24 protein-coding genes, 1 tRNA gene, 1 other RNA gene and 1 pseudogene are annotated in these 22,349 nt (G+C 64.7%); 17 read left to right on the top strand and 10 right to left on the bottom strand.

All coding sequences use genetic code 11. From position 1 onward, the window contains the following. Positions 1–15 precede the first annotated feature (15 nt). The 3 genes from nhaA (at position 16) to DL238_RS07655 (ending at position 3,480) form a co-directional block, all read left to right on the top strand. The gene (gene nhaA / locus DL238_RS07665; RefSeq protein WP_115491713.1) at positions 16–1,245 is read left to right on the top strand and encodes a Na+/H+ antiporter NhaA; all 1,230 of its coding nucleotides are present in this window, start codon (positions 16–18) and stop codon (positions 1,243–1,245) included. 105 nt (positions 1,246–1,350) lie between these two features. Further along, positions 1,351–2,151: a metallophosphoesterase family protein gene (locus DL238_RS07660; protein ID WP_115491712.1), complete on the top strand. Its 801-nt coding sequence runs from the start codon at positions 1,351–1,353 to the stop codon at positions 2,149–2,151. A gap of 6 nt (positions 2,152–2,157) precedes the next feature. Then, complete coding sequence (locus DL238_RS07655) at positions 2,158–3,480, top strand: UDP-glucose dehydrogenase family protein (protein ID WP_115491711.1); 1,323 nt, start codon at positions 2,158–2,160, stop codon at positions 3,478–3,480. A 13-nt stretch (positions 3,481–3,493) separates the two neighbouring features. Here DL238_RS07655 and rnpB read toward each other — a convergent pair. The 4 genes from rnpB to DL238_RS07635 form a co-directional block, all read right to left on the bottom strand. Next, positions 3,494–3,876: RNase P RNA component class A (gene rnpB / locus DL238_RS07650), an RNA gene on the bottom strand. A gap of 54 nt (positions 3,877–3,930) precedes the next feature. Beyond that, on the bottom strand, positions 3,931–4,650 hold the full coding sequence (locus tag DL238_RS07645) for an N-acetylmuramoyl-L-alanine amidase (RefSeq protein ID WP_115491710.1): 720 nt from the start codon (positions 4,648–4,650) through the stop codon (positions 3,931–3,933). A gap of 34 nt (positions 4,651–4,684) precedes the next feature. Further along, positions 4,685–5,332, bottom strand: a complete 648-nt coding sequence (locus DL238_RS07640) for a histidine phosphotransferase family protein (protein ID WP_115491709.1) — start codon at positions 5,330–5,332, stop codon at positions 4,685–4,687. Positions 5,333–5,473: 141 nt separating this feature from the next. Next, complete coding sequence (locus tag DL238_RS07635) at positions 5,474–5,866, bottom strand: M67 family metallopeptidase (protein ID WP_267897128.1); 393 nt, start codon at positions 5,864–5,866, stop codon at positions 5,474–5,476. Between the two features lie 49 nt (positions 5,867–5,915). On the opposite strand from DL238_RS07635, the pseudogene DL238_RS16345 reads away from it, so the two are divergent. The 3 genes and pseudogenes from DL238_RS16345 to rpoH all read left to right on the top strand — a co-directional run. Continuing rightward, positions 5,916–6,125 (top strand): annotated as a pseudogene (locus tag DL238_RS16345) (GIY-YIG nuclease family protein); the annotation flags it as partial. Between the two features lie 183 nt (positions 6,126–6,308). Further along, complete coding sequence (locus DL238_RS07630) at positions 6,309–7,235, top strand: RluA family pseudouridine synthase (RefSeq protein ID WP_234031091.1); 927 nt, start codon at positions 6,309–6,311, stop codon at positions 7,233–7,235. Between the two features lie 136 nt (positions 7,236–7,371). Continuing rightward, positions 7,372–8,277 carry an RNA polymerase sigma factor RpoH gene (gene rpoH / locus DL238_RS07625; protein WP_181883860.1) on the top strand — a complete coding sequence of 302 codons (906 nt, stop codon included), beginning with the start codon at positions 7,372–7,374 and terminating at the stop codon, positions 8,275–8,277. 109 nt (positions 8,278–8,386) lie between these two features. On the opposite strand, the gene DL238_RS07620 is transcribed toward rpoH, so the two are convergent. Further along, on the bottom strand, positions 8,387–9,130 hold the full coding sequence (locus DL238_RS07620; protein WP_115491706.1) for an SDR family oxidoreductase: 744 nt from the start codon (positions 9,128–9,130) through the stop codon (positions 8,387–8,389). Between the two features lie 103 nt (positions 9,131–9,233). Between DL238_RS07620 and DL238_RS07615 the strand changes: the two genes are divergently transcribed. The 7 genes from DL238_RS07615 to DL238_RS07585 all read left to right on the top strand — a co-directional run bounded on the left by DL238_RS07615 (position 9,234) and on the right by DL238_RS07585 (position 14,115). Then, positions 9,234–9,623 carry a winged helix-turn-helix transcriptional regulator gene (locus tag DL238_RS07615; protein WP_115491705.1) on the top strand — a complete coding sequence of 130 codons (390 nt, stop codon included), beginning with the start codon at positions 9,234–9,236 and terminating at the stop codon, positions 9,621–9,623. A 37-nt stretch (positions 9,624–9,660) separates the two neighbouring features. Beyond that, entirely contained in the window at positions 9,661–10,332 is a 672-nt protein-coding gene (mtgA, locus tag DL238_RS07610; RefSeq protein WP_115491704.1) for a monofunctional biosynthetic peptidoglycan transglycosylase, read from the top strand. Positions 10,333–10,347: 15 nt separating this feature from the next. Further along, entirely contained in the window at positions 10,348–10,974 is a 627-nt protein-coding gene (locus DL238_RS07605; RefSeq protein ID WP_115491703.1) for a hypothetical protein, read from the top strand. Between the two features lie 171 nt (positions 10,975–11,145). Then, a complete protein-coding gene (locus tag DL238_RS07600) occupies positions 11,146–12,057 on the top strand; it encodes a cation diffusion facilitator family transporter (RefSeq protein WP_115491702.1) in 912 nt (303 codons plus the stop codon). A gap of 3 nt (positions 12,058–12,060) precedes the next feature. Continuing rightward, positions 12,061–12,630 carry a sigma-70 family RNA polymerase sigma factor gene (locus DL238_RS07595; protein ID WP_115491701.1) on the top strand — a complete coding sequence of 190 codons (570 nt, stop codon included), beginning with the start codon at positions 12,061–12,063 and terminating at the stop codon, positions 12,628–12,630. Further along, entirely contained in the window at positions 12,627–13,403 is a 777-nt protein-coding gene (locus tag DL238_RS07590) for an anti-sigma factor (protein ID WP_115491700.1), read from the top strand. The genes DL238_RS07595 and DL238_RS07590 overlap by 4 nt, the downstream gene beginning before the upstream one ends. A gap of 151 nt (positions 13,404–13,554) precedes the next feature. After that, positions 13,555–14,115: a fasciclin domain-containing protein gene (locus DL238_RS07585; RefSeq protein WP_115491699.1), complete on the top strand. Its 561-nt coding sequence runs from the start codon at positions 13,555–13,557 to the stop codon at positions 14,113–14,115. Positions 14,116–14,388: 273 nt separating this feature from the next. On the opposite strand, the gene clpX is transcribed toward DL238_RS07585, so the two are convergent. Both clpX and DL238_RS07575 read right to left on the bottom strand, forming a co-directional pair. After that, positions 14,389–15,660 carry an ATP-dependent Clp protease ATP-binding subunit ClpX gene (gene clpX, locus DL238_RS07580; protein WP_115491698.1) on the bottom strand — a complete coding sequence of 424 codons (1,272 nt, stop codon included), beginning with the start codon at positions 15,658–15,660 and terminating at the stop codon, positions 14,389–14,391. Between the two features lie 202 nt (positions 15,661–15,862). Further along, positions 15,863–16,549 carry an ATP-dependent Clp protease proteolytic subunit gene (locus DL238_RS07575; RefSeq protein WP_115491697.1) on the bottom strand — a complete coding sequence of 229 codons (687 nt, stop codon included), beginning with the start codon at positions 16,547–16,549 and terminating at the stop codon, positions 15,863–15,865. A gap of 155 nt (positions 16,550–16,704) precedes the next feature. Between DL238_RS07575 and DL238_RS07570 the strand changes: the two genes are divergently transcribed. Both DL238_RS07570 and DL238_RS07565 read left to right on the top strand, forming a co-directional pair. Further along, on the top strand, positions 16,705–17,322 hold the full coding sequence (locus DL238_RS07570; protein ID WP_234031011.1) for an ATP-dependent Clp protease proteolytic subunit: 618 nt from the start codon (positions 16,705–16,707) through the stop codon (positions 17,320–17,322). 51 nt (positions 17,323–17,373) lie between these two features. Continuing rightward, positions 17,374–18,921 carry an amidase gene (locus DL238_RS07565; RefSeq protein ID WP_115491695.1) on the top strand — a complete coding sequence of 516 codons (1,548 nt, stop codon included), beginning with the start codon at positions 17,374–17,376 and terminating at the stop codon, positions 18,919–18,921. A 103-nt stretch (positions 18,922–19,024) separates the two neighbouring features. On the opposite strand, the gene tig is transcribed toward DL238_RS07565, so the two are convergent. Both tig and DL238_RS07555 read right to left on the bottom strand, forming a co-directional pair. Beyond that, complete coding sequence (gene tig, locus DL238_RS07560) at positions 19,025–20,662, bottom strand: trigger factor (protein ID WP_115491694.1); 1,638 nt, start codon at positions 20,660–20,662, stop codon at positions 19,025–19,027. A 56-nt stretch (positions 20,663–20,718) separates the two neighbouring features. Next, positions 20,719–20,803 (bottom strand) — tRNA-Leu (locus DL238_RS07555). A gap of 199 nt (positions 20,804–21,002) precedes the next feature. Between DL238_RS07555 and DL238_RS07550 the strand changes: the two genes are divergently transcribed. Next, positions 21,003–21,230, top strand: a complete 228-nt coding sequence (locus tag DL238_RS07550; protein ID WP_115491693.1) for a hypothetical protein — start codon at positions 21,003–21,005, stop codon at positions 21,228–21,230. A 90-nt stretch (positions 21,231–21,320) separates the two neighbouring features. After that, complete coding sequence (locus DL238_RS07545; RefSeq protein WP_115491692.1) at positions 21,321–21,650, top strand: DUF3297 family protein; 330 nt, start codon at positions 21,321–21,323, stop codon at positions 21,648–21,650. Between the two features lie 6 nt (positions 21,651–21,656). Here the strand turns inward: DL238_RS07545 and DL238_RS07540 are convergent, their stop codons facing one another. Further along, a complete protein-coding gene (locus DL238_RS07540; RefSeq protein ID WP_115491691.1) occupies positions 21,657–22,334 on the bottom strand; it encodes a CHAP domain-containing protein in 678 nt (225 codons plus the stop codon). Between the last annotated feature and the right edge of the window lie 15 nt (positions 22,335–22,349).

The raw sequence follows: 22,349 nt of genomic DNA, 5'->3' as shown, positions 1-22,349 counted from the left end.
AGAAAAAGGGCTGCCATGCTTGAACCGATCCGCCGCCCCATCCGCCGCGCCATCGCCCCCGTACGCGCGCTGTTCGTCAGCGATGCCTCGGCCGGGGTCCTGCTGATCCTGGTGGCAGCTGCGGCGATGGTCGTGGCCAATTCGCCCCTGGCGGCAGATTACCACGGCCTGTTCTACAACTACCTTTGGCCAAAAGAAGTCTTCTACCTCAACACGTTGCACCTGTGGATCAACGATGGCCTGATGGTGCTGTTCTTCTTTGTGGTCGGGCTGGAAGTGAAGCGCGAACTTCTCGCGGGGCAGCTCTCCAGCGCGGACAAGCGCACTCTGCCGATCATGGCAGCAGTCGCGGGGATGGCGGTGCCGGCGCTGATCTATGTCACGATAGCGGGCAGCGACCCCGATCTGATCCGCGGCTGGGCCATTCCCGCTGCCACCGACATCGCCTTCGCGATGGGCGTTCTCGGCCTGCTCGGCAGCCGGGTGCCTGCCTCGCTGCGACTGTTCCTGCTCACCGTGGCGATCGTCGACGATATCGGCGCGGTGCTGGTGATCGCAGCCTTTTATACCGAAAAGCTCGACATGATGTGGCTGGTCATCTCGATCGGCGTCTTCGGGGCGATGGTCGGCATGAACCGGTTCGGCGTGAAGAGCTTCCTTCCCTTCATTCTCGCCGCCGTCCTCCTGTGGCTCGCGATGCTCTTCTCCGGCGTGCACGCGACCATCGCGGGCGTGCTCGCGGCCCTTACCATCCCGATGCGCAAGGACGACGGACACTCGATGCTGGAAAAGGCGGAGCATGGCCTGGCCCCGTGGAGCGCCTATTTCGTGGTTCCGATCTTCGGGTTCGCCAACGCGGGCGTCCACGTGCTCGACATGGAGATGAGCGAGATTTTCTCCCCACTGCCGGTCGCAATCGCGGCGGGCCTGTTCCTCGGCAAGCAGCTCGGCATCTTCACCGTCATCGTCGCTGCGGTGAAGCTCGGGATCGCGCGCAAGCCGGAAAATGCGAACTGGATGGAAATCTGGGGGGTCACGATCCTGACGGGGATCGGCTTCACCATGTCGCTGTTCATCAGCGAACTGGCATTCAAGGGCAATCAGCTGGTGATCGACGAAGCCAAGATCGGTATCCTGCTCGGTTCGATCATTTCGGCGATCGTCGGTTATGTCGCACTGCGCATCACCACGAGGCACCCGGAAGAAAACGCCGTGTACGAGCGCGCTGCCGACGCGACGCCATAAGCGGGGGATATGCTTGCGATCTTGTGTCGATAGGCCTATCTCGCGCGGCGTCCGCGCAGCAGTGGTTCACCTGAGGCCAAGGCGCGTTCGCTATTCCACACAGCCATGCTGAAACCGCTACGCACCCTCTTCCGCAAAGCGCCCGCCGCGCCGCCCCCGTCGACCCCGTCGGGCACGCGGTTCTACGCCATCGGCGACATTCATGGTTGCGACCGGCTGTTCAACGCATTGATCGATGCGATCGAGACCGACGATGCCGAGGCGCAGAGCGCGGACACGACGATGATCCTGCTCGGCGATCTGGTCGACCGTGGGCCAGGAAGCGCGCAGGTCATCGCGCGCGCCCGCGAATGGGGCCAGCAGCGCAAGGTCCGCTACCTCGCGGGAAATCACGAGGAAATGTTTCTCGACAGCTTCGAGGATCGCGACGTGCTGAAGCACTTCCTCAAGCATGGCGGCCGCGAAACCATCCTGAGCTACGGGATCGGCTTCGACGAATATAATCAGCTCGATCTAGATCAGTTGCGCGATCGCCTGCATACGCTTGTGCCGCAGGAAGATCGCGATTTCGTCCGCAGCTTCGAGGAAATCATCCTCGCCGGCGACTATGCCTTCGTGCACGCAGGGATCGATCCGTCCCGCCCGCTCGACGAGCAGTCGCGAAAGGACATGCTCTGGATTCGGGAGAGGTTTCTCTCGCATTCGGGTGCTTTCGAGAAGGTCATCGTGCACGGCCACACCATTTTCGAGGAAGTCGAGAATCGTCCTGGTCGTATCGGGATCGACACTGGTGCATTCCGTTTCGGGCGTCTAACGGCACTCGTGCTTGAGGGCGAGACGCGCCGTTATATCCAGGCAAGGCAAGGCGAGGATGGCGAAGCGATCGAAATCGTGAAATGGGGCTGAGCTAATATGAAAATCGCAATGGTCGGGTCGGGTTATGTCGGCCTTGTATCCGGTGCCTGTTTCGCCGACTTCGGCCATGAGGTCGTCTGCATCGACAAGGATGCCGAAAAGATCGAGCGGCTGCGCCAGGGGATCATGCCGATCTACGAGCCCGGGCTCGATACGCTGGTGGAAACCAATGCTCGCGCGGGCCGCCTGTCCTTCACCACCGACATGGCGGAGGGGATCGCCGGAGCGGGCGCAATCTTCATCGCGGTAGGCACCCCCAGCCGCCGGGGCGATGGCCATGCGGACCTTTCGTTCGTCCATGCCGTCGCACGCGAAATCGGCGAGAAGCTGACCAATGATGCGGTCGTGGTGACCAAATCGACCGTGCCGGTGGGCACCGGTGACGAGGTGGAGCGGATCCTCGCCGAAAGCCCGGCGACCACCGAGCGCGGCTTGAAGGTTTCGGTCGTATCGAACCCCGAATTCCTGCGCGAAGGCGCGGCCATCGGCGATTTCAAGCGGCCCGACCGGATCGTGATCGGTGCGGAGGACGATTTCGGGCGCGACGTGATGCGCGAAGTCTATCGCCCGCTGTTCCTCAACGAATCCCCGATCCTGTTCACCGGCCGCCGCACGAGCGAGCTGATCAAGTACGCCGCCAACGCCTTCCTTGCGACCAAGATCACCTTCATCAACGAAGTGGCCGATCTGTGCGAGAAGGTCGGCGCGAACGTGCAGGACGTCGCGCGCGGCATCGGGATGGACAACCGCATCGGGTCCAAGTTCCTCCACGCCGGGCCCGGCTATGGCGGGTCGTGCTTCCCCAAGGATACGCTCGCGCTGCTGAAGACGGCCGAGGATTACGACAGCCCCACGCGGATCGTCGAGGCGGTGGTGAAGGTTAACGACAGCCGCAAGCGCGCGATGGGCCGCAAGGTCGTCGACGCACTGGGCGGCATCGAAGAAGCGCGCGGCAAGCGTGTCGCCATGCTGGGCCTGACCTTCAAGCCCAACACCGACGACATGCGCGATTCGCCCGCGATCGCGGTCGCTCAGACGTTGGGCGATGCTGGAGTGACGGTCGCGGCATTCGACCCCGAGGGCATGGAGCTGGCCAAGCCGCTGATGCCCGAGGTCGAGATGATGGACGACCCCTACGCCGCGATCGAAGGCGCCGATGCGGTCGTCATCGTGACCGAGTGGGACGTGTTCCGCGCACTCGACTTCGAACGGGTGAAGCAGCTTGCGAAGGCGCCGATCCTCGTCGATCTCCGCAATATCTACAATCCCGCCGACATGCGTGAGGCAGGTTTCCACTATACGAGCGTGGGCCGCGAGTAGGACAGCGGATTCAAGTGCCAGGAGGCCTGTAAGCCGGGTTCTGTTCCTCCCTTGCGAGAGGCGGCAGCCATTCATCTAGGCGTGCTGTTGCCAGCACGCTCGAGCAGCCAACCCGGACCTCCTCGGAACGAAGCGTTCCTGCCATTTCTGGCGCGGGATCCCTATTCGGCCTTGCTCCGGGTGGGGTTTGCCATGACGGGACCTGTTACCAGGCCCCCGGTGCGCTTTTACCGCACCCTTTCACCCTTGCCTGTGCCCTTTAGGGGCCATCGGCGGTATACTCTCTGTGGCACTTTCCCTGGGGTCGCCCCCGGCGGGCGTTACCCGCCACCCTTGCTTCGTGGAGCCCGGACTTTCCTCGCGTGCTTGCGCACCCGCGGCTGCCCAGCCTCCTGGCGGGGCCCGATATAGCGTGCCTGCGGCGAATGTGTAGCGCCTTGCCGCGCCGCGCTACCGCGCCAGCCCCCGATCGCGGTCGAGCAGCAGCTGGAACAGGATCGCGCGGATCTCCCCGTCGATCTCGCCGTCGATCTGTTCGGGCCGCCAGCGGCGCTGGAACGCCTCGACCACCTTGCGCCCGTCGCTGATGTCGTAACCGAACCGTTCGAGCGCGAGGTAGAACGCTCCGTCGTTGTCGAACGGATCGCCCAGTTCGAGCTTGGTCGGGCGTGGCAGGCACAGGCCGAGATCCGCAATCCGCGCCCACGGAAACAACTCGCCCGGGTCGATCTTGCGCTGCGGGGCGACGTCCGAATGGCCGACCACGTTGGCGCGCGGCACGTCGTAGCGCTTCACAATCGCATTGAGCAGCGGGATCAGCGCGTCGATCTGCGCCTCGGCGAAGTCGCGATAGCCGAATTTGTGACCGGGGTGATCGAGCTCGATCCCGACGCTGACCGTGTTCACGTCGGTCTCGCCGCGCCAGTAGGAAACGCCCGCGTGCCACGCGCGCTTGTCCTCGGGCACCACCCGGGTCACCTCGCCCGCCTCGCTGATGAGGTAATGGGCGGAAACCTTGGCTTCGGGATCGGTCAGCCGGTCGAGCGCGGCCTGCGCGCTCTGCATCTCGGTGTAATGGATCACCACCATCGAGACCGGCGCATCGCGCTCGTCGTAATTGGGCGAAAGGCGCTCGTGATGGATCAGCTCGCTGTCCGGCCGCTCGATCATCGCATTCCTCTCTTTTGCCCCGCCCATGCCGCGCTCACTCGGCATGCGGCAGTGTCGCGCCCAGCAGCAGCGTGCCCGTGTCGGCATGGGTCTGGATGACGCCGCCCGAACGCTCGGCCATCACGGCGAGGACGTGCGCGGGCGCGGTGCGACCGGTCAGGTCTTCGGGATCGAGCTTGCCGCCCAGCGCTTCGCCGACCTGCGCATCAAAGGCGATCTTGGTGCCGGTCGCGCGCACCACGATCTCGGTCACGTCGTCGCGATCCTCCGCCCCGATATCGAGAGTGCCGCCGCGCACCAACGCATCGAGCCCGATATGCGCGAGGTTGAGCATGACCTTCGCCCCGGTCTTGGACAAGGTCGGTGCCGTGAGCTGCCAGTTGAGCTCGATCCGCTTGGCATCGGCGGCCAGCGTCTCGATCACCGCCTTGGGCTCGTCGATCGAGATCTGCTCGCCGAAACCGCCGCCCGCGCCGTAGGCCAGCCGGAAGAACTTGAGCTTGGCGGCGCTGGTCCGCGCGCTCTGCTCCAGCAGTTCGAAGCAGCGCTGGCGCATCTGGGGGTCTTTCTCGTCCGCCAGCAGTTCGAGCCCGTTCGACAGCGCGCCGACGGGCGAAAGCATGTCGTGGCACAGGCGCGAGCACAGCTGGCTCGCCAGCAGAAGGGGATCGGTCTCGCTCATGATGCCTTTCCGGGCTGCGCTGCCATTGTTGGAGTTCTGACACACCTGACACAGTGTCCAAGGGCAAAAAAGCCACGCTCGAACTGGTGCGTTTTCGTGATGGCAGGAAAGGTCGTGGTGTGTCGATTCATCGCGGCCTGCCTAGCGCGGCGCGACTTCGTAGGAAAGCGCCTCGAACGCCTCCTCCCCATCCCTGAACAACCGTATTGCGTCACGCGCAACAATTGCCCACAGCTTCCCGTCGTGCGCGGCCTGCGCGCGGTCGGTCGCCGAAGGCGTAGGATCGCCGGTCGGGTGCGAATGGTAATAGCCGATCACCTGCGGCCCGCCCGCACGCTCCGCCTTGAACGCCCCGATCAGGTCGCGCGGGTCGATTTCGAAATGGGTGGCAGGGTCCCGATGGACATTGGCGGCGGGCTGCGCGTGCGTAATGCGACCGCCCTCGCCCAGCAGCAGGCCGCAGCATTCCTGGGGGTGGGCGCTGGCCGCATGGGTTAGCATGGCCGCACTCGCGAGATGTGTGATTTGAAGCACCGCTCATCCTGAGCTTGTCGAAGGATCGTACTTTTCTTAACGCCGGACAATGCCGTTCTGGGCCTACATGCTACATTGTCACGGCGGAGCCTACTACACCGGGCATACGGACAATCTCGAACAGCGCATAGCTGCGCATAGTTCCGGGCAAGCGGCCGGGTTCACCTCGGAGAGGCTTCCGGTCGAACTGGTATGGAGCCAGGAATTCCCGACTCGTCAGGAAGCCTTCGAGGCGGAGCGGCGGATAAAGGGGTGGTCCCGGGCGAAAAAGCAGGCGCTGATCCGCGGAGACTGGGAAAGCGTGTCGCACTTGGCAAGAAGCAAGGACGGTCCTTCGACAAGCTCAGGACGAGCGGGGGGAGAGGGATCTGAAAAACCCGCTCACCCTGAGCTTGTCGAAGGGTCGCTCGTTCCTTCGAGAGGCGCCGAACGGGCCGAGAGTATCCAGGGCAAAACTCGGTCCTTCACCCGCCTCGACAAGGCCTTGGCCGACGCCACCGACCTTTCTCGAGAGCGGATCAAGGCACTCATTGCCGACGGCGCGGTCGACGTGGGGGGCAAGCCCGCGACCTCGCCCTCCGCCAAGGTCGAGGCGGGGACGCCTTTCGCCATCCGGGTGCCCGCGCCCGTCCCGCTGGAGGCCAAGCCGCAGGATATCCCGCTCACCATCGTCTACGAGGATGCGGACCTGATCGTGGTCGACAAGCCGGCGGGCATGGTCGTCCACCCGGCGGCGGGCAATCGCGACGGCACGCTGGTCAACGCGCTGCTCCACCACTGCCGGGGTGCCCTGTCGGGCATCAACGGGGTCGAGCGGCCCGGCATCGTCCACCGGATCGACAAGGATACGAGCGGGCTGCTGGTCGTCGCCAAGACCGATTTGGCGCATGAGGGGCTGGCGAAGCAGTTCGCCGACCATTCGATCTCGCGCCGCTATGTGGCGATCTGCGCAGGGACGCCCAGGCCCGCCGAGGGGACGATCAACGCCCGGCTCGGCCGGTCGGACCGGGACCGCAAGAAGATGGCGGTGCTGCCCCCCGATGCGACCCGCGGGAAGCACGCGGTGACGCATTACCGGACAACCAAATCTTTGCGCGTCGCAAGCATTCTTGAATGCCGGCTCGAGACCGGGCGCACGCACCAAGTCCGCGTTCACTGTGCGTCAATCGGTCATCCCTTATTGGGAGATCCCCAATATGGACGCGATCCGAAGGCCTTACGGCCGATTCTCGACAAGTTGTCTTTCCGCAGGCAGGCGCTTCACGCCGCTAGCCTCGGCTTCATTCATCCCGTCAGCGGGGAATGGCACGAGTACACCGCCCAAATCCCGTATGACATGGCGGAACTGATCGACGAAATCGCTCGTTGAAATCGATGAACAGCGCTCGAATTCGCGCACGAGTTGGCCTATAAAGCATTCAGTGGCCCGACGCTTCCGGATGCCCATCAGGGGTCCGTTCCCGCAAAGAGGGGGTGGGGTCGACTAGAGAAAGGTTAGGGACCAAGTGAGTAAAAGCAAGGCAGTAGCCATTCCGGCCCTTGGTGGGGAGCAGAGCCTCAACCGCTATTTGTCCGAGATCAAGAAGTATCCCGTGCTGACCGCCGAGCAGGAATACATGCTCGCAAAGCGGTACGAAGAGCACGAAGACCCCGAAGCGGCGGCCCAGCTGGTATCGAGCCACCTGCGGCTCGTGGCCAAGATCGCGATGGGCTATCGCGGCTACGGCCTGCCGGTCTCGGATCTCATCTCCGAAGGCAATGTCGGCCTGATGCAGGGCGTCAAGAAATTCGAGCCCGATCGCGGTTTCCGCCTCGCGACCTACGCGATGTGGTGGATCAAGGCGAGCATCCAGGAATATATCCTGCGTTCGTGGAGCCTCGTGAAGATGGGGACCACCGCCGCGCAGAAGAAGCTGTTCTTCAACCTGCGGCGGATGAAGCGCAACCTCGATGCCTACGAGGACACCGATCTCCACCCGGACGACGTGAAGACGATCGCGACCGAGCTCGGCGTGCCCGAGCAGGAAGTGGTCAACATGAACCGCCGGATGCTGATGGGCGGCGATTCCTCCCTCAACGTGTCGATGCGCGGCGAGGAAGAAAACGCCAGTCAGTGGCAGGACTGGCTGACCGACGACCGCCCCCTGCAGGACGAGACCACTGCGGATTCGCAGGAGGCGCAGGTGCGCCACGAAATGCTGATCGAGGCGATGGATTCGCTCAACGACCGCGAGAAGCACATCCTGACCGAGCGCCGCCTGACCGAAGACCCGCAGACGCTCGAAGAGCTGAGCAAGGTCTACGACGTCAGCCGCGAACGCATCCGCCAGATCGAAGTGCGCGCGTTCGAGAAGCTGCAGAAGGCGATGCAGCGGATCGCGGGCGAGAAGCTGATGCCGCTCGCGGCGTAATCCGCATCCGGATCTGAGAATAAAAAGGGGCGCATCCGCTGTTGGATGCGCCCCTTTTTCGTTCGGTGCGCGCCTTTTTCGTTCGGTACTGGACCAGGCCGAACCGCTCTCAGAACTGGCTGGTCATCGCCAGGGCCTTGTCGAACCGGCCTTCCGCTTCCGCATTGCGCAGGAACAGCACGGGTTTGGTCAGCACTTCCGGCGGCGTCTCGTCGGTCCGGAAACCTTCCATCGTCTCGTCGATGAAATCGTCCAGCGGCATATAGCCCTCGCGCGTCGACTGGCCCGGCGTCAGCTCGGTCTGCACCGCGGGCGGAATGATCTCGATCACCTCGACCTGCCCTTCCAGCTTGGCCCGCAGCGACACGGTGTAGCTGTGCAGCGCGGCCTTGGTGGCGCTGTAGGTCGCGGTCTTGGGCATGGGCACGAAGGCGAGGCCCGAGGACACGTTGACGATCGCGGCGTCGGCCTTCGTCTTCAGATGCCCGAGCAGCGCGTCGGTCAACCGGATCGGGCCGAGCAGGTTGGTCTCGATCGTGGCTTCGGCATCGCTCAGGTCGCGCTGGCCCGAAATATCCTCGAACCGCATGATCCCCGCGTTGTTGACCAGCACGTTGAGAGCCGGGAAACGCGCGACGACCTCCTTGGCGAAGCGCGCGATGTCCTTCGCATCGCCGACATCCAGCGTCATCGCTTCGATGCCATCGTAGCCCTTCGCGGTCTCCTCGAGGCTGGCGAGCGTTCGCCCGGCTACGATCACGCTATTGCCCTGGTCGTGCCACCGCCGCGCCAGTTCGCGCCCGATGCCGCTGCCGCCGCCGGTGATCAGGATGGTGTTGCCGCTGGTCTTCATGTCGCTTTCTCCGATTTGCGTCTGGACATGGCGCCAGATTATCCCTTCACTCTCCATTGGAAAGCAGGCACCTTGAAGTGCGGTACTTACCCGGAGGTAAGATATGACGAGTTCCGCGGTTGCGAGCTATCACGACGACCAGAAAATCAACGAACTGGTCGACGAGACGATCGGCCGCGTTGCCGACAGGTGGACGCTGCTCGTCATCGAATCGCTCGAAGAGGCGGGGCCTACCCGCTTCAGCGCGCTGGGACGCGCCCTGCCCGGCATCAGCCAGAAGATGCTGACCCAGACGCTGCGCCAGATGGAGCGCGAGGGGCTGGTATCCCGCACCGTCTTCCCCGAAGTGCCACCGCGCGTCGAATATGCCCTGACCGATCTGGGCCACGAACTGGCCGAGGCGTTCTGCGGCGTCTGGCAGTGGGCGGAAAAGAATGTCGCGCGGATAGAGCAGGCCCGCGCGGACTACGACCGGCGCCAGGAACGCGGATGATTGTCGCCTTGCGCCGAACCTTCTAGACAGCCGCGCAATGCTGTTCCGCACGCTCCAGATCCTGACCGCGCTGGTCGCGGTGTTCATCGGCCTGAGCCTGTTCCTGACGGTGCTCTGGCGCTTCGTGCCGGTCCCGGCCACTGCGACCATGCTGATGGACGAGAATGGCTTCACCAAGGACTGGGAAAGCCTGGGCGACATAGACCGCAGCCTGGTGCGCGCGGTGATCGCGGCGGAAGACCAGAATTTCTGCGAGCACGACGGGTTCGACTATGCCGCGATCCAGGCCGCCATGCGCGACAACGCATCGGGCAAGCGGCTGCGCGGCGGCTCCACGATCAGCCAGCAGACCGCGAAGAACGTGTACCTGTGGCAAGGCGGCGGCTTCTTCCGCAAGGGGCTGGAAGCCTATTTCACCGTCCTGATCGAAACGCTGTGGACCAAGCGGCGGATCATGGAAGTCTATCTCAACGTCGCCGAGACCGGCATTGGCACATACGGCGCGCAGGCGGGATCGCTGCGCTATTTCGGTCACGGGGCGGACCGGCTGAGCAATTCGGAGGCCGCGCGCATGGCGGTCGCCCTGCCCAGCCCCAAGAAACGCGAGGTCAAGAACCCGCAGGGCTGGCTGCGCCGCCACGGCGACCGGATGGCGCGCGCGGTCGATACCATGGCGCGCGAAGGGCTCGATGCGTGCGTCTATGAGTAATCCGTAGGAGGGCAGATGCGCTTTGCGTCCCGCACCGCGCCCCAGCGCAAGCCCGCGATCGCCATCGCCGGGATCGCCATCGCCCTGTCGGCCTGCGCAGCGCCGACTGCCTATATGGGTGTGCCCTTCGATGCGACCGCGAATGCCGCCATGCTCCCGCAGAACGACCTGCAACGTTTGGCCGTCGCCATGAACCTGTACGATCTCGCGTGCAGGAATGCAGACGCGCGGTCCGACGCCTGTATCGAGGCTTCGAACACTCTGCGCACGGCACTCCTTGGCAACCGCCAGTCTCTCGCCAGCCTGCCGCTCGGCCAGGTGGCACGGCTTGCCAGCACAGGGAACAAGCAGGCGCAGCTGGAGCTCGGCGTGCGCTTCGAGGAAGGACGCGGCGTTTCCTGCGATCCCGACAAGGCCCGCGCGCTCTATCGCAGAGCGGCGGCGAATAGCGGCGGCACCATCTGGGTCTATCAGCCGCCCGTGGGCAACGGCACGTCCGGGCGCACCGTACCGCTCGATACGGGTCCGCGCGAGACGGGGCTTTCGCTCGCAGCCCAGCGGCTCGCAGCACTGGAGCGGCGGCTCGAGCAGGAACCACGCGGGACACTGTCAGGCTGTTCGCTCCCCAATCCCGACAAATAGCGAGGTCTATTCAGCGACTTGAAGCGCCGGACAGGTGATCTGAGTCACTCGAAGATTTCGAATGATATTCCATATCTGGCTGAATTTACGAGATTTTTCTTGCGCAAGAATGGGCTGCATCCCTAGTTCCCCGCTGGAGAACGCAGCCAGACGGCAAAGGGCAACCGATCGATGGGTCACGATCACTCGCACGATCACGCGCATGGGCATGGCCACAGCCACGCTCCGGCCGATTTCGGGCGCGCCTTTGCCATAGGCGTCGCGCTCAACACCGTGTTCGTCGTGGTCGAGGCGAGTTTCGGCTACCTCTCCGGGTCGATGGCGCTGGTCGCGGATGCGGGCCACAACCTGTCCGACGTGCTCGGCCTGCTGATCGCCTGGGGCGCAAGCGCGGCGGCCAAGCGTCCGCCCAGCGCCCGCTTCACCTATGGGCTGAAGAGCAGCACGATCCTTGCCGCGCTGGCCAATGCGGCGCTGCTGATGGTCGCGATCGGCGCGATCTTGTTCGAGACGATCGACCGCCTGCTCGATCCCGTGGAGCCAGAGGGCTGGACCATGATCTGGGTCGCGGGAGTCGGCATCGTCATCAACACCGCCACCGCGCTGCTCTTCCTCAAGGGCAGGAAGGACGATCTCAACATTCGCGGCGCCTTCCTCCACATGGCGGCCGACGCGCTGGTATCGGTCGGCGTGGTGGTCGCGGGCGCGGCGATCCTGCTGACCGGCGCGATCTGGCTCGACCCGGTCACCAGCCTGGTCATCCTGGCGGTGATCGGCTGGGGCACCTGGGGCCTCGCGCGCGACAGCCTGAAACTCGGCCTGCTGGGCGTGCCCGAGGGGATCGACGAGAGCGCGGTGCGCGCGACACTGGAGAAGGAGCCGGGCGTCACCGAGGTTCACGACCTGCACATCTGGCCAATGTCGACCACCGAAACCGCGCTGACCGCGCACCTGGTGATGCCCGCGGGCCATCCGGGTGATGAATTCCTGGCGCATATTGCGCACAGGCTCGAGCACGATCACAATATCGGCCATGCCACGCTTCAGATCGAACAGAAACGCGACTGTGGCAGCGGCTGCTGAGGGATGACACCCTCCAGCCCCGAAGCCCGCGAGGCACTGAACGCCGCGATGCTGCGCATGGCGAAGGGCGATCGCCGCGCGCTCGAAGAGGTGTACCGCCTCACCAATGTGAAGCTTTTCGGCATCTGCTACCGTATCTTGGGGGACAGGAAAGAAGCCGAAGACGCCTTGCAGGACGTATATATCTCTCTCTGGCGCAATGCCGCACGCTACGACGGGAAGCGCGCCAGCCCGATCGCGTGGCTGGCCACTTTCGCGCGCAACCGCTCGGTAGATCGCCTGCGCACCGGCAAGGTACGGCGCGGCGCCGTGCCGGTCGACGAGGCTGCGGCGCTGGCCGATGGAGGGCCGGGCGCGGAGGCGATGCTGATCGACGAAGAACGCACATCGCGCGTCCACGCCTGCCTCGACGCGCTGGACGAGCCGCAGCGCAGCGCAATCCGCACCGCCTTTCTCGAAGGGCGCACCTATGCGGAGATGGCGGAGCGCGAGGGCGTGCCGCTCGGCACGATGAAAAGCTGGATAAGACGCGGGCTCTATCGCCTGCGCGAATGCATGGAGCGCGGCGAATGAGCGCGTCCGATCACACCGATCCGAACCGCCCCGGCCCGCAGCTGGATGGGGACGAGCGGCTCGCGGCAGAATACGCCATGGGCCTGCTGGAAGGCGAGGCGCTGCTCGCCACGCGCGGGCGGCTGGCGCGCGAGCCGGCCTTTGCGGGGCTTGCCGCGCAATGGGAACAGCGCCTTGCCCCGATGCTCGACGATGCGGGCGCGGCCGCGCCCTCCGACCATCTGTGGGATCGCATCGCACGCGAGGTCGAGGAGCAGAGCGAGCAGGTCAGCCCCGTCGTCGCGATGCAGCGCCGTGTGGTGCTGTGGCAGCGGATCGCAGCCGGGAGCGCGGTCGCCGCGATCGCCGCGCTCACACTGCTCTTCGTGCCGCTTGGCCCGGCCGACGACCCGGCGACGGGCGATGCGCCCAACTCGATCGCCGCATCGCAGCCGCCGCTGGTCGCCTCGATCCCGATCGCCGACACGCCGCTGCGCATCGGCGTCACCTACCTGCCCGATCGCGCCGAGTTGCTCGTCGCTGCCGACGGCCTCAGCGCCGATGGCATCCACGATCACGAGCTGTGGCTGGTGCCGCCGGGCGAAGGAGCACAGGTGCGCTCGCTCGGCGTCGTCGCGCCGGGCGAGCAACGGCGGGTCCCTCTCGACCCCGCGCTTGCCGCGATGATTCACGACGGCTCGCAAATGGTGCTGACCCGCGAGCCGCTGGGGGGCAAGCCGCCCGAGCAGCCCGCCGGGCCGGTCGTTGCTGAAGGTGCGTTCGCCGCGATCTAGGCTGCACTGGCCCGCGATATTGCGGGTGTATCCGGCGGCCGCAGCGCGGCGCGCAAAAAATTCACTCGAAAATGCATCCGCACGCCGGTGGCCTGCGTAACTACGACGCAAGCGAGGGAGGGGCTTGCGAGCATCAAGGAGATTTCGAGCGATGCGTAAGAACAGCAAGATCACCACCGCCCTTTTCGCCGCCGTTGCCCTGACCACGGGGCTCGGCCTCGCAGGCGCCAGTCCGGCGCTCGCGGACCATCACAAGGAGATGAGCCAGCCCAACGTTGTGCAGGCCGCCCAGAGCACGGGCGTCCACAACACGCTCGTCGCGGCAGTTCAGGCAGCCGGCCTCGCCGAGACGCTTTCGGGCCCCGGTCCCTTCACCGTTTTCGCGCCGACCGACACCGCCTTTGCCAAGCTGCCCGCGGGCACGGTCGAAACGCTCGTCCAGCCGGCCAATAAGGGCACGCTGACCAATATCCTGACCTATAATGTGGTGTCGGGCGATGTGGATGCGGCGACGCTGACCGGCCTTATCGAGCAGCACGGCGGCAGCTACACGATCGAAACGCTCGGCGGCGGCGAACTGACCGCACGGCTTGCGGGCGAAACGATCGTCATCACCGACGGCGCAGGCCGCACCACGGCGGTCACGCAGGCCGATGTCGATGTGTCGAACGGCGTGATCCATGTCACCGACGGCGTCTTCCTGCCGAACTGATTTCTTTCCCCTTGCGGCGCCGGGCTCATCCACCCCGCACCCAGCTCCGGCGTCGCATCACGGACCCCGCTCGGCTCCCCTCCTGCCGGGCGGGGTTTTTCGTTCGCCGGGAAGGTATCCGACGGGCAGCAGCCGCACACGCGGGTGGCGTCGGAGAGACGAGCGCTCGGCGCGGATGTCCAGTCGGTTTCGGAAAAGGCGAGCGGGTCGCGGGGGCTGCCGGGCGGCGCGATGATGGCCTAAGCCATCGCCGCGCCCCCTCGGCGATGCGGATCAGGCCGCGTCGGACGCCCGCTTGCTGCCCTCGCCGTCGAACACGCGGACCGGTTCCTTGCGGCCTTCGACGACCTCCTTGTCGATCACGACCTCGTTGCAGCCTTCCAGATCGGGCAGGTCGTACATCGTGTCGAGCAGCAGGCCCTCGACGATCGAACGCAGGCCACGCGCGCCCGTCTTGCGCTTGATCGCACGCTCGGCGATCGCCCGCAGCGCTTCGTCGTTGAAGGTCAGGTCGACGCCTTCGAGCTCGAACAGCTTGGCGTACTGCTTGACGATGGCGTTCTTGGGCTCCTGCAGGATCGTCACCAGCGCATCGACGTCGAGGTCGTGCAGCGAGGCGATCACCGGCAGGCGGCCGACGAATTCGGGGATCAGCCCGAACTTGAGCAGATCTTCCGGCTCGCTCTTTTCGAGCAGTTCGCCGATCCGGCGCTTGTCCGGGTCGGCGACATGCGCGCCGAAGCCGATCGAGCGCTTCTGCAACCGGTCGGCAATGATCTTGTCCAGCCCGGCGAAGGCACCGCCGCAGATGAACAGGATGTTGGTCGTGTCCACCTGCAGGAACTCCTGCTGCGGGTGCTTGCGCCCGCCCTGCGGGGGCACGCTGGCCGTGGTGCCTTCCATCAGCTTGAGCAGCGCCTGCTGCACGCCCTCGCCCGACACGTCGCGGGTGATCGAGGGGTTTTCCGCCTTGCGCGTGATCTTGTCGATCTCGTCGATATAGACGATCCCGTGCTGCGCCTTCTCGACATTGTAGTCCGAGGCCTGGAGCAGCTTGAGGATGATGTTCTCGACATCCTCGCCCACGTAGCCCGCTTCGGTCAGCGTGGTCGCATCGGCCATCGTGAAGGGCACGTCGAAGGTGCGCGCCAACGTCTGCGCGAGCAGGGTCTTGCCCGAACCCGTCGGCCCGACGAGCAGGATGTTGGACTTGGCGAGTTCCACCCCGTCCTGCTTGCCCGCATGCTTCAGCCGCTTGTAGTGGTTGTGCACGGCGACCGAGAGCACGCGCTTGGCGCGTTCCTGCCCGATCACGTAATCGTTGAGCGTGGCGCAGATCTCCGACGGCGAAGGCACTTCGCCTTCCTTGCGCCCGGTCAGGCCCGCCTTGGTCTCTTCGCGAATGATGTCGTTGCACAGCTCGACACACTCATCGCAGATGAAGACGGTCGGCCCGGCGATCAGCTTGCGCACCTCGTGCTGCGATTTGCCGCAGAAGCTGCAATACAGCGTGCTCTTGCTATCCGTTCCGCTCAATTTGCTCATAACCTTTTCAATCCTCGAATCCCCGCATGGGCGGGAACCTACCGAATGTAACTTTCGCGCGCGTCATTGCAACCGATGGCTCTATCGCACGGATCATCTTGCGAAGGGCTGAAGAGTGCCCTTCGAAGAATCCCCGAGCACATTTGTGCCAGCGATTTCAGAAACCTGATGCCCGGCGACATCGCCGCCGGGCCTGCCGGCATCAGTCCGGCGCGCCGCCCGAACCGCTCTCTTCGTCGGCCGAGTCACTGCCGGAGTCGCCGTGTGGCCGGGTTTCGAAGACCTTGTCCACGATTCCGAACTTCATCGCCTCGTCGGCAGCGAGGAATGTGTCGCGATCCATCGCTTCCTCGATGTCGGACAGCGCCTTGCCGGTATATTTGGCATAAAGCTCGTTCATGTTCTTGCGGATGCGCAGGATCTCGCGCGCCTGGATCTCGATATCCGAGGCCATCCCCTGCGCCCCGCCCGAAGGCTGGTGGACCATGATCCGCGCGTTGGGCAGCGCAATCCGCATCCCCGGCTCGCCCGCGGCCAGCAGGAAGCTGCCCATCGAAGCCGCCTGGCCGACGCACACCGTCGAAATGCGCGGCTGGATGTACTGCATCGTATCGTGGATCGCCATGCCGGCCGTCACCACCCCGCCGGGCGAGTTGATGTACATGCTGATCGGCTTGGACGGGTTCTCGGATTCGAGGAACAGCAGCTGCGCCACCGCGAGGCTGGCCATGCCATCCTCTACCGGCCCGGTGATGAACACGATGCGTTCACGCAGCAGGCGGCTGAAAATATCGAAGCTGCGCTCGCCACGGCTGGTCTGTTCGACCACGACGGGCACCAAGGCGCCGGTGGCGGGATCGCGGAAATAGCCGGATTCGTCGAATTGCATGAAAGGTCCTTATGTCTCTTCGGCGCCTATATCTGGTGTCATCCTTTCATCATCAAGGCTTGAATGGAAAGCCCGCCCACGCCAGTTGTGCCGCAACAACATGCGCGATGCCCAATTCGTAAAGGCGATGCGCCGAAGGAGCCTGATTTATGTCGATGCCCAACGCCCCCCTTCCCTTCCGCTCCGACGACGAAGAGGAGCAGGACAAGGACATCTCCAACGCCGGCGCGGCGATGATGAACAAGTTCCTCGACGCGCGCACCGTGCTGATTTTCGGCGGCGTCGACCAGAAGATGGCGGAGCGCATCTCGATGCAGCTGCTCTATCTCGACCATGTCAGCAACGAGCCCATCAGGGTCATCGTCAATTCGCCGGGCGGCCATGTCGAATCGGGCGACACGATCCACGATCTGATCAGCTTCATCGCCTCGCCCGTCGCCATGATCGGCACCGGCTGGGTCGCCAGCATCGCGACGCACATCTTCCTGAGCGTTCCGGCAGAGCGCCGTTTCTGCCTGCCCAACACGCGCTTCCTGATCCACCAGCCCTCCGGCGGTGCGCGCGGCCCGGCGAGCGACATCGCCATCCAGGCGCAGGAAATCGTCAAGATGCGCGAACGCATCGCGCAGAAGATCGCCGATGCGACCGGCCAGACGCACGAGAAGGTGCTGAAGGACATCGATCGCGATTTCTGGATGAACACCAAGGAAGCCAAGGATTACGGCATCCTCGGTACGGTGATCGACAGCGCGAAGGACGTGACCTTCGGGTAAGACCGCAAGGGCAATTGACTGGGGCGCGGCGCTGACGCAGCTTCGCGCCCCATGAAAACTAGCATTTTGCTCGCCTCAGCGGCGGTCGCCCTCGCCTCTACTCCAGCCAGCGCGCAGGATAGCGAAATACGCCCAGGCCCGGTTCGCGTAATCGAGCAAATACCCCCGCGGCAGGTCCTCGATGCGGAAGCCAACCTTTACCGCATCGGGCGATACGACGAGACGTTGAACGCAGTCATGGTCGCCAAGGACTTCGACGAAACCCGGCGAGAAGTAAGAGAAGCGCGTGGTCCACTCTGGGGCAGCACGGTGCTGGTCAAGGACAATATCGAGACCCGCGAGTTTCCGACCACCGCCGGCAGCCTTGCGCTCACAGGCAACATGACCGGTCGCGATGCGCCGATGATCGCCAACCTGCGCGCGGCGGGCGGCGTGGTGCTGGGCAAGACGAACCTGTCCGAATGGGCCAATATCCGCGATTTCAACTCGACCAGCGGGTGGAGCGCGGTGGGCGGCCTCACCCGCAATCCCCATGCGATCGACCGCAATACCTGCGGGTCGTCCTCGGGCAGCGCGGCAGCGGTTGCCGCGGGCTTCGCGTGGGCCGCCATAGGCACCGAGACCAACGGATCGATCACCTGCCCCGCCAGCATCAATGGCGTGGTCGGCTTCAAGCCGACCGTGGGCATGATCAGCCGCACGCACGTGGTGCCGATCTCCAGCACGCAGGACACCGCCGGGCCGATGGCAACGAGCGTGCGCGATGCCGCCATGCTGCTGAGCGCGCTTGCTGGGAGCGATCCCGCCGACCCGGCGACCGCCGAGGCGGATACCTACGCGCGCGATTTCGCCGAAGGCCTCGGCGATGCCTCGCTCAAGGGCGTGCGCATCGGCGTCATGCGCAACCAGGCGGGCAACCGTGCCGACCTGCGCGCAGTCTTCGATGCCGCACTCGCCGACATGGAGGCGGCGGGGGCGGAGCTGGTCGATATCGAGTTCGAACCGAACGAGGAAATGGGCCGCGACAGTTTCCAGGTGCTGCTGTTCGAGCTGCGCGAGGGAATGGACAAGTATCTCGCCTCGATCCCCGAGATCGAGGGCCGCGACACGCCCCGCAGCCTCGCCGACCTCATCGCCTTCAACGAAGCGAATGCCGAGGCCGAACTGCGCTGGTTCGGGCAGGATATTTTCGAACTGGCGGAGGGCACCACCGATCGCGCCGCCTACGAAGCCGCGCGCGAGAACGCCGTCCACCTAGCAGGCGAGCTCACCATCGACCGGCTGATGGCCGAGAACGACGTTGCCTTCCTCGTCGCCCCGACGCGCGGGCCCGCCTGGATGAGCGACCTCGTCAATGGCGACAATTTCAACGGCAGCGTGGGCTTCGGCTCACCCGCCGCGATCGCGGGCTATCCGCACCTCACCGTTCCGATGGGCGGCATCGAGGACCTGCCCGTGGGCCTGTCGATCATCGGAGGCAAGTGGCAGGACTGGGAGGTGCTGAAAGCAGGTGCGGCCTACGAACGCGCGCGAACCGCAACGCTTCCCACGGTCGATTTCGGACGCTGGATGACCGACGCGGGCGACCCGGCCGAATAGCGGGAAGTCTTGGCTAACGAGAAAGGGGCCAACGAAAAAGGGCAACCGGTTCGTACCGATCGCCCCTTTCGGTTCTCTATGATCGAGCCGATCGCAGCCCGGATCAATCCTTCTTGGCTGCCGGCTTCTTGGCAGGTGCCTTCTTGGCGGCAGGCTTCTTCGCCGGGGCCTTCTTGGCCGCAGGCTTCTTGTCTTCGGCCTTATCGTCGCTCGCAGACTTGGCAGGAGCCTTCTTCGCGGCAGGCTTCTTGGCGGGTGCCTTCTTCGCGGCAGGCTTCTTGTCTTCGGCCTTGTCGTCCGCCTTGGCGTCGTCCGCCTTCTTGGCCGGAGCCTTCTTGGCGGCGGGCTTTTTCGCGGGCGCCTTCTTCTTGGCCGGGGCCTTCTTCGCCTTGGCGGCTTCCGCCTCGGTGCTCTCTTCGGCTTCGATCGCGGCTTCCAGCTCTTCGCGGGTCACTTCGCGCTCTTCGATTTCGGCCTTGTCGAACAGGAAATCGACGACCTTGTCCTCATAGAGCGGCGCGCGGAGCTGCGCGGCGGCCATCGGATCGTTCTGGATGAACTGCATGAACCGATCGCGGTCTTCCGGGCGGTACTGCTGCGCAGCCTGCTGCATCAGCATCGACATTTCCTGCGACGTGATCTGCACGTTGTTGGACTGGCCGATCTCGGACAGCAGCAGGCCAAGCCGCACGCGGCGCTCGGCAATGCGGCGGTAATCCTCGCGCTCGCCCTCGATTTCCTTGAGCGCGGCATCGGGATCTTCCTCGCGCTCCGCTTCCTGCGTCAGCTGCTGCCAGATCTGTTCGAACTCGGCATCGACCATCTTCTCCGGCACGGGAAAGTCGTGGCCCGCGGCCAGGGTGTCGAGCAGCTGGCGCTTCATCTGCGTGCGGGTGAGGCCGGCAGTTTCCTGCTCCATCTGCGCCTTGACCAGCTCACGCAGCTTGTCCGCGCTTTCGAGGCCCAGCGACTTGGCGAAATCGTCGTCGATCTCGCTGTCCTTCGGCGTCTTCACGGCCTTCACCGTGACCGCGAATTCGGCGTCCTTGCCGGCAAGATGCTCGGCCTGATAATCTTCAGGGAAGGTGACCTTCACGGTCTTCTCGTCGCCCGTCTTCACGCCCTTAAGCTGGTCTTCGAAGCCGGGGATGAAGGTCCCCGAGCCGATCACCAGCGGGGCGTCCTCGGCCTTGCCGCCTTCGAACTCGGTCCCGTCGATCGAGCCGACGAAATCGATGATGACCTGGTCGCCATCGGCCGCCTTCTTGGTCTTGGCAGCATCGACATACGTCTTGTTCTGGTCGGCGATGCGCTGCAGCGTCTCGTCGATCGCGCTCTGGTCCACCGGGACGACCAGCTTCTCGAGCTTGATGCCGTCGGTGTCGGGCGCGTCGATCTCGGGCAGGATTTCGAGCGTGACGTCGATGTCGGCGTCCTTGCCTTCCTCGTAATCGTCATCCAGCGCGATCGCCGGCTGCATTGCGGGGCGCACGCCCTTTTCCTTGATCAGTTCGTCGACCGAGGACTGGATGGTGTCGTTGACCACCTGCGCATGCAGCTGTTCGCCGTGCATCTTGCGCACGAGGTTGGCAGGCACCTTGCCCGGACGGAAGCCCGGCATGCGCACTTGCGGCGCGATCCGCTTTACCTCGGCCTTGATCTTCTCGTCGATCTCGCTCGCGGGGATCGTGATGCGGTAGGCGCGCTTGAGGCCCTCATTGGTGGTCTCGGTAATCTGCATGGAGTGGTCTTACGTGCTTTCCGGTTAAGGTTGCTGATCGCTGGAAGTGCCGGACCTGGTGCGGGCGAAGGGACTCGAACCCCCACATCTTGCGATACTTGGACCTAAACCAAGCGCGTCTACCAGTTCCGCCACGCCCGCAATCCGAACGAGGACGCGCGGACGACGGCTGTCATCCACGACAGACCGGCGCATCTAGAGCGTCCCGAAGCAAAGGGCAAGCGCCGCGCCCCTCCGGGCCGAAAACAGCGCAGAACCGCATTCCCCTCTTGATTGTGACATTTTCGTTACGTTAAGACTTCAAAATGTAATATAAGCGTCAAAATCGGACGGAAGCAATATGACGAAAACGATCGACATCTTAGGAAAACTCAGGATTCCGCTGGTCAATCCAGCCAACGGGCGCCTGTCGTCGAAGGAGCTGGAGAAGGATGGCCCCGGCGGCAATCCCCTCCTCGTGCGCAATTCGTGGACGAGCGAGATCGATCGCGAACGCCGCGATGCAGGTCTCAAGGCGCCCAATACCCGCCAATTCTCGCTCTACGCAGCCAATCTGGCGCCCGACTGATCGCCCGAAGGCCATTCCTGGCCATCGCGCCACACCCATTTGTCTGGCCCGTATTGTCAGGTGACGTAGCGCTGGCTATCGGCCTGCGTCATGACTGACGAAACCCCTGAGAACACGCCCGCAGAGGCGCCCGAAGCCGCCGCGAAAGGCGCAGACCTTCCGCCAATGGAACTGTCGGTCAATCCGCGCAGCCCGCATTTCAATCAGGAAGTGCTCCAACGCGGCGTCGGCATCCGCTTCAAGGGCCGCCAGCGCACCGATATCGAGGAATATTCGATCACCGAGGGGTGGGTGCGGGTTCAGGCCGGGCGGACGATGGACCGCAACGGCCAGCCGCTGACGCTGAAGCTCAATGGGCCGGTCGAAGCCTGGTTCGAGGATCTGGGCGAAGACGCCCCCGTCGCCAAGGCCGAGGGCTGACGCCGATCAGTCGTACAGCGCGACCGCGCGCCGGACGACTTCCCGATCACCGCTATCCGAAGCAGGTCGCGGCTGCAGAGGCCGCGCGGTTTCGTATGCTATGCGCGGCGCCGTGGCCCTGCGCTGCGGTGCCACGCGTTGGGGCGCGGTCGAACGTTCCGGGGTGGACGCGAAGGCTGCCAGGAACGTCTTCGACGGTTCGGCGCGGGTCGGTTGCGGGGTCGCGCGGGCGAACTGCTGGCGTGGCTGCGCCCGCGGGGTTCCGTCGGAATAGATGAAGCCGTGGACCGGCCAAGCCGTGGTCCCCAGCGCCTGAAGGGGATGGTACCATACACGCACCTCGCTCCAGTCGTTGTTCGGCGAGACGTCGACCGCCTTCACATTGCGTTCGATCTGGCCGCGCCGCCCGTCGATCGGCGACCAGTTCGCATGGTCGAGCAGAACGGTGCGCGAATCGATCACCCGGGCAACCGCCGCCACGTGGCCCAGCGGCATGTTGCCGGTCGGGACAAAAGCCATGACCGCGCCCTCGCGCGGGGTGGCGCCCCGCTCGAACCGGCCGGCCGCCTGTTCCCACCACGTATGCGCATCGCCATAGATATCGATTCCCGACACCTCGCGGGCATAGGGCACGCATTGCAGGTAAGGCGGCAATTCCTGGCCGCTCATGGCGGCATTGGCCATCGGCAATGCATGAAC

This window comes from Alteriqipengyuania lutimaris (genome assembly GCF_003363135.1).
Taxonomy (GTDB): domain Bacteria; phylum Pseudomonadota; class Alphaproteobacteria; order Sphingomonadales; family Sphingomonadaceae; genus Alteriqipengyuania; species Alteriqipengyuania lutimaris.
This window is presented reverse-complemented; position numbering and strand designations above follow the sequence as displayed.

Bases quoted from the DNA above. Each gene is read 5' to 3' on its own strand.
- DL238_RS07595 (WP_115491701.1), top strand. From the start codon at position 12,061: ATGACACCCTCCAGCCCCGAAGCCCGCGAGGCACTGAACGCCGCGATG.
- DL238_RS07645 (WP_115491710.1), bottom strand. From the start codon at position 4,650: ATGATCGAGCGGCCGGACAGCGAGCTGATCCATCACGAGCGCCTTTCG.
- DL238_RS07540 (WP_115491691.1), bottom strand. From the start codon at position 22,334: ATGGCCAATGCCGCCATGAGCGGCCAGGAATTGCCGCCTTACCTGCAA.
- DL238_RS07615 (WP_115491705.1), top strand. From the start codon at position 9,234: ATGACGAGTTCCGCGGTTGCGAGCTATCACGACGACCAGAAAATCAAC.
- DL238_RS07585 (WP_115491699.1), top strand. From the start codon at position 13,555: ATGCGTAAGAACAGCAAGATCACCACCGCCCTTTTCGCCGCCGTTGCC.
- DL238_RS07545 (WP_115491692.1), top strand. From the start codon at position 21,321: ATGACTGACGAAACCCCTGAGAACACGCCCGCAGAGGCGCCCGAAGCC.
- DL238_RS07565 (WP_115491695.1), top strand. From the start codon at position 17,374: ATGAAAACTAGCATTTTGCTCGCCTCAGCGGCGGTCGCCCTCGCCTCT.
- DL238_RS07660 (WP_115491712.1), top strand. From the start codon at position 1,351: ATGCTGAAACCGCTACGCACCCTCTTCCGCAAAGCGCCCGCCGCGCCG.
- tig (WP_115491694.1), bottom strand. From the start codon at position 20,662: ATGCAGATTACCGAGACCACCAATGAGGGCCTCAAGCGCGCCTACCGC.
- DL238_RS07590 (WP_115491700.1), top strand. From the start codon at position 12,627: ATGAGCGCGTCCGATCACACCGATCCGAACCGCCCCGGCCCGCAGCTG.
- DL238_RS07655 (WP_115491711.1), top strand. From the start codon at position 2,158: ATGAAAATCGCAATGGTCGGGTCGGGTTATGTCGGCCTTGTATCCGGT.
- nhaA (WP_115491713.1), top strand. From the start codon at position 16: ATGCTTGAACCGATCCGCCGCCCCATCCGCCGCGCCATCGCCCCCGTA.
- DL238_RS07600 (WP_115491702.1), top strand. From the start codon at position 11,146: ATGGGTCACGATCACTCGCACGATCACGCGCATGGGCATGGCCACAGC.
- DL238_RS07605 (WP_115491703.1), top strand. From the start codon at position 10,348: ATGCGCTTTGCGTCCCGCACCGCGCCCCAGCGCAAGCCCGCGATCGCC.
- DL238_RS07620 (WP_115491706.1), bottom strand. From the start codon at position 9,130: ATGAAGACCAGCGGCAACACCATCCTGATCACCGGCGGCGGCAGCGGC.
- mtgA (WP_115491704.1), top strand. From the start codon at position 9,661: ATGCTGTTCCGCACGCTCCAGATCCTGACCGCGCTGGTCGCGGTGTTC.
- DL238_RS07575 (WP_115491697.1), bottom strand. From the start codon at position 16,549: ATGCAATTCGACGAATCCGGCTATTTCCGCGATCCCGCCACCGGCGCC.
- DL238_RS07550 (WP_115491693.1), top strand. From the start codon at position 21,003: ATGACGAAAACGATCGACATCTTAGGAAAACTCAGGATTCCGCTGGTC.
- DL238_RS07640 (WP_115491709.1), bottom strand. From the start codon at position 5,332: ATGAGCGAGACCGATCCCCTTCTGCTGGCGAGCCAGCTGTGCTCGCGC.
- clpX (WP_115491698.1), bottom strand. From the start codon at position 15,660: ATGAGCAAATTGAGCGGAACGGATAGCAAGAGCACGCTGTATTGCAGC.
- DL238_RS07570 (WP_234031011.1), top strand. From the start codon at position 16,705: ATGCCCAACGCCCCCCTTCCCTTCCGCTCCGACGACGAAGAGGAGCAG.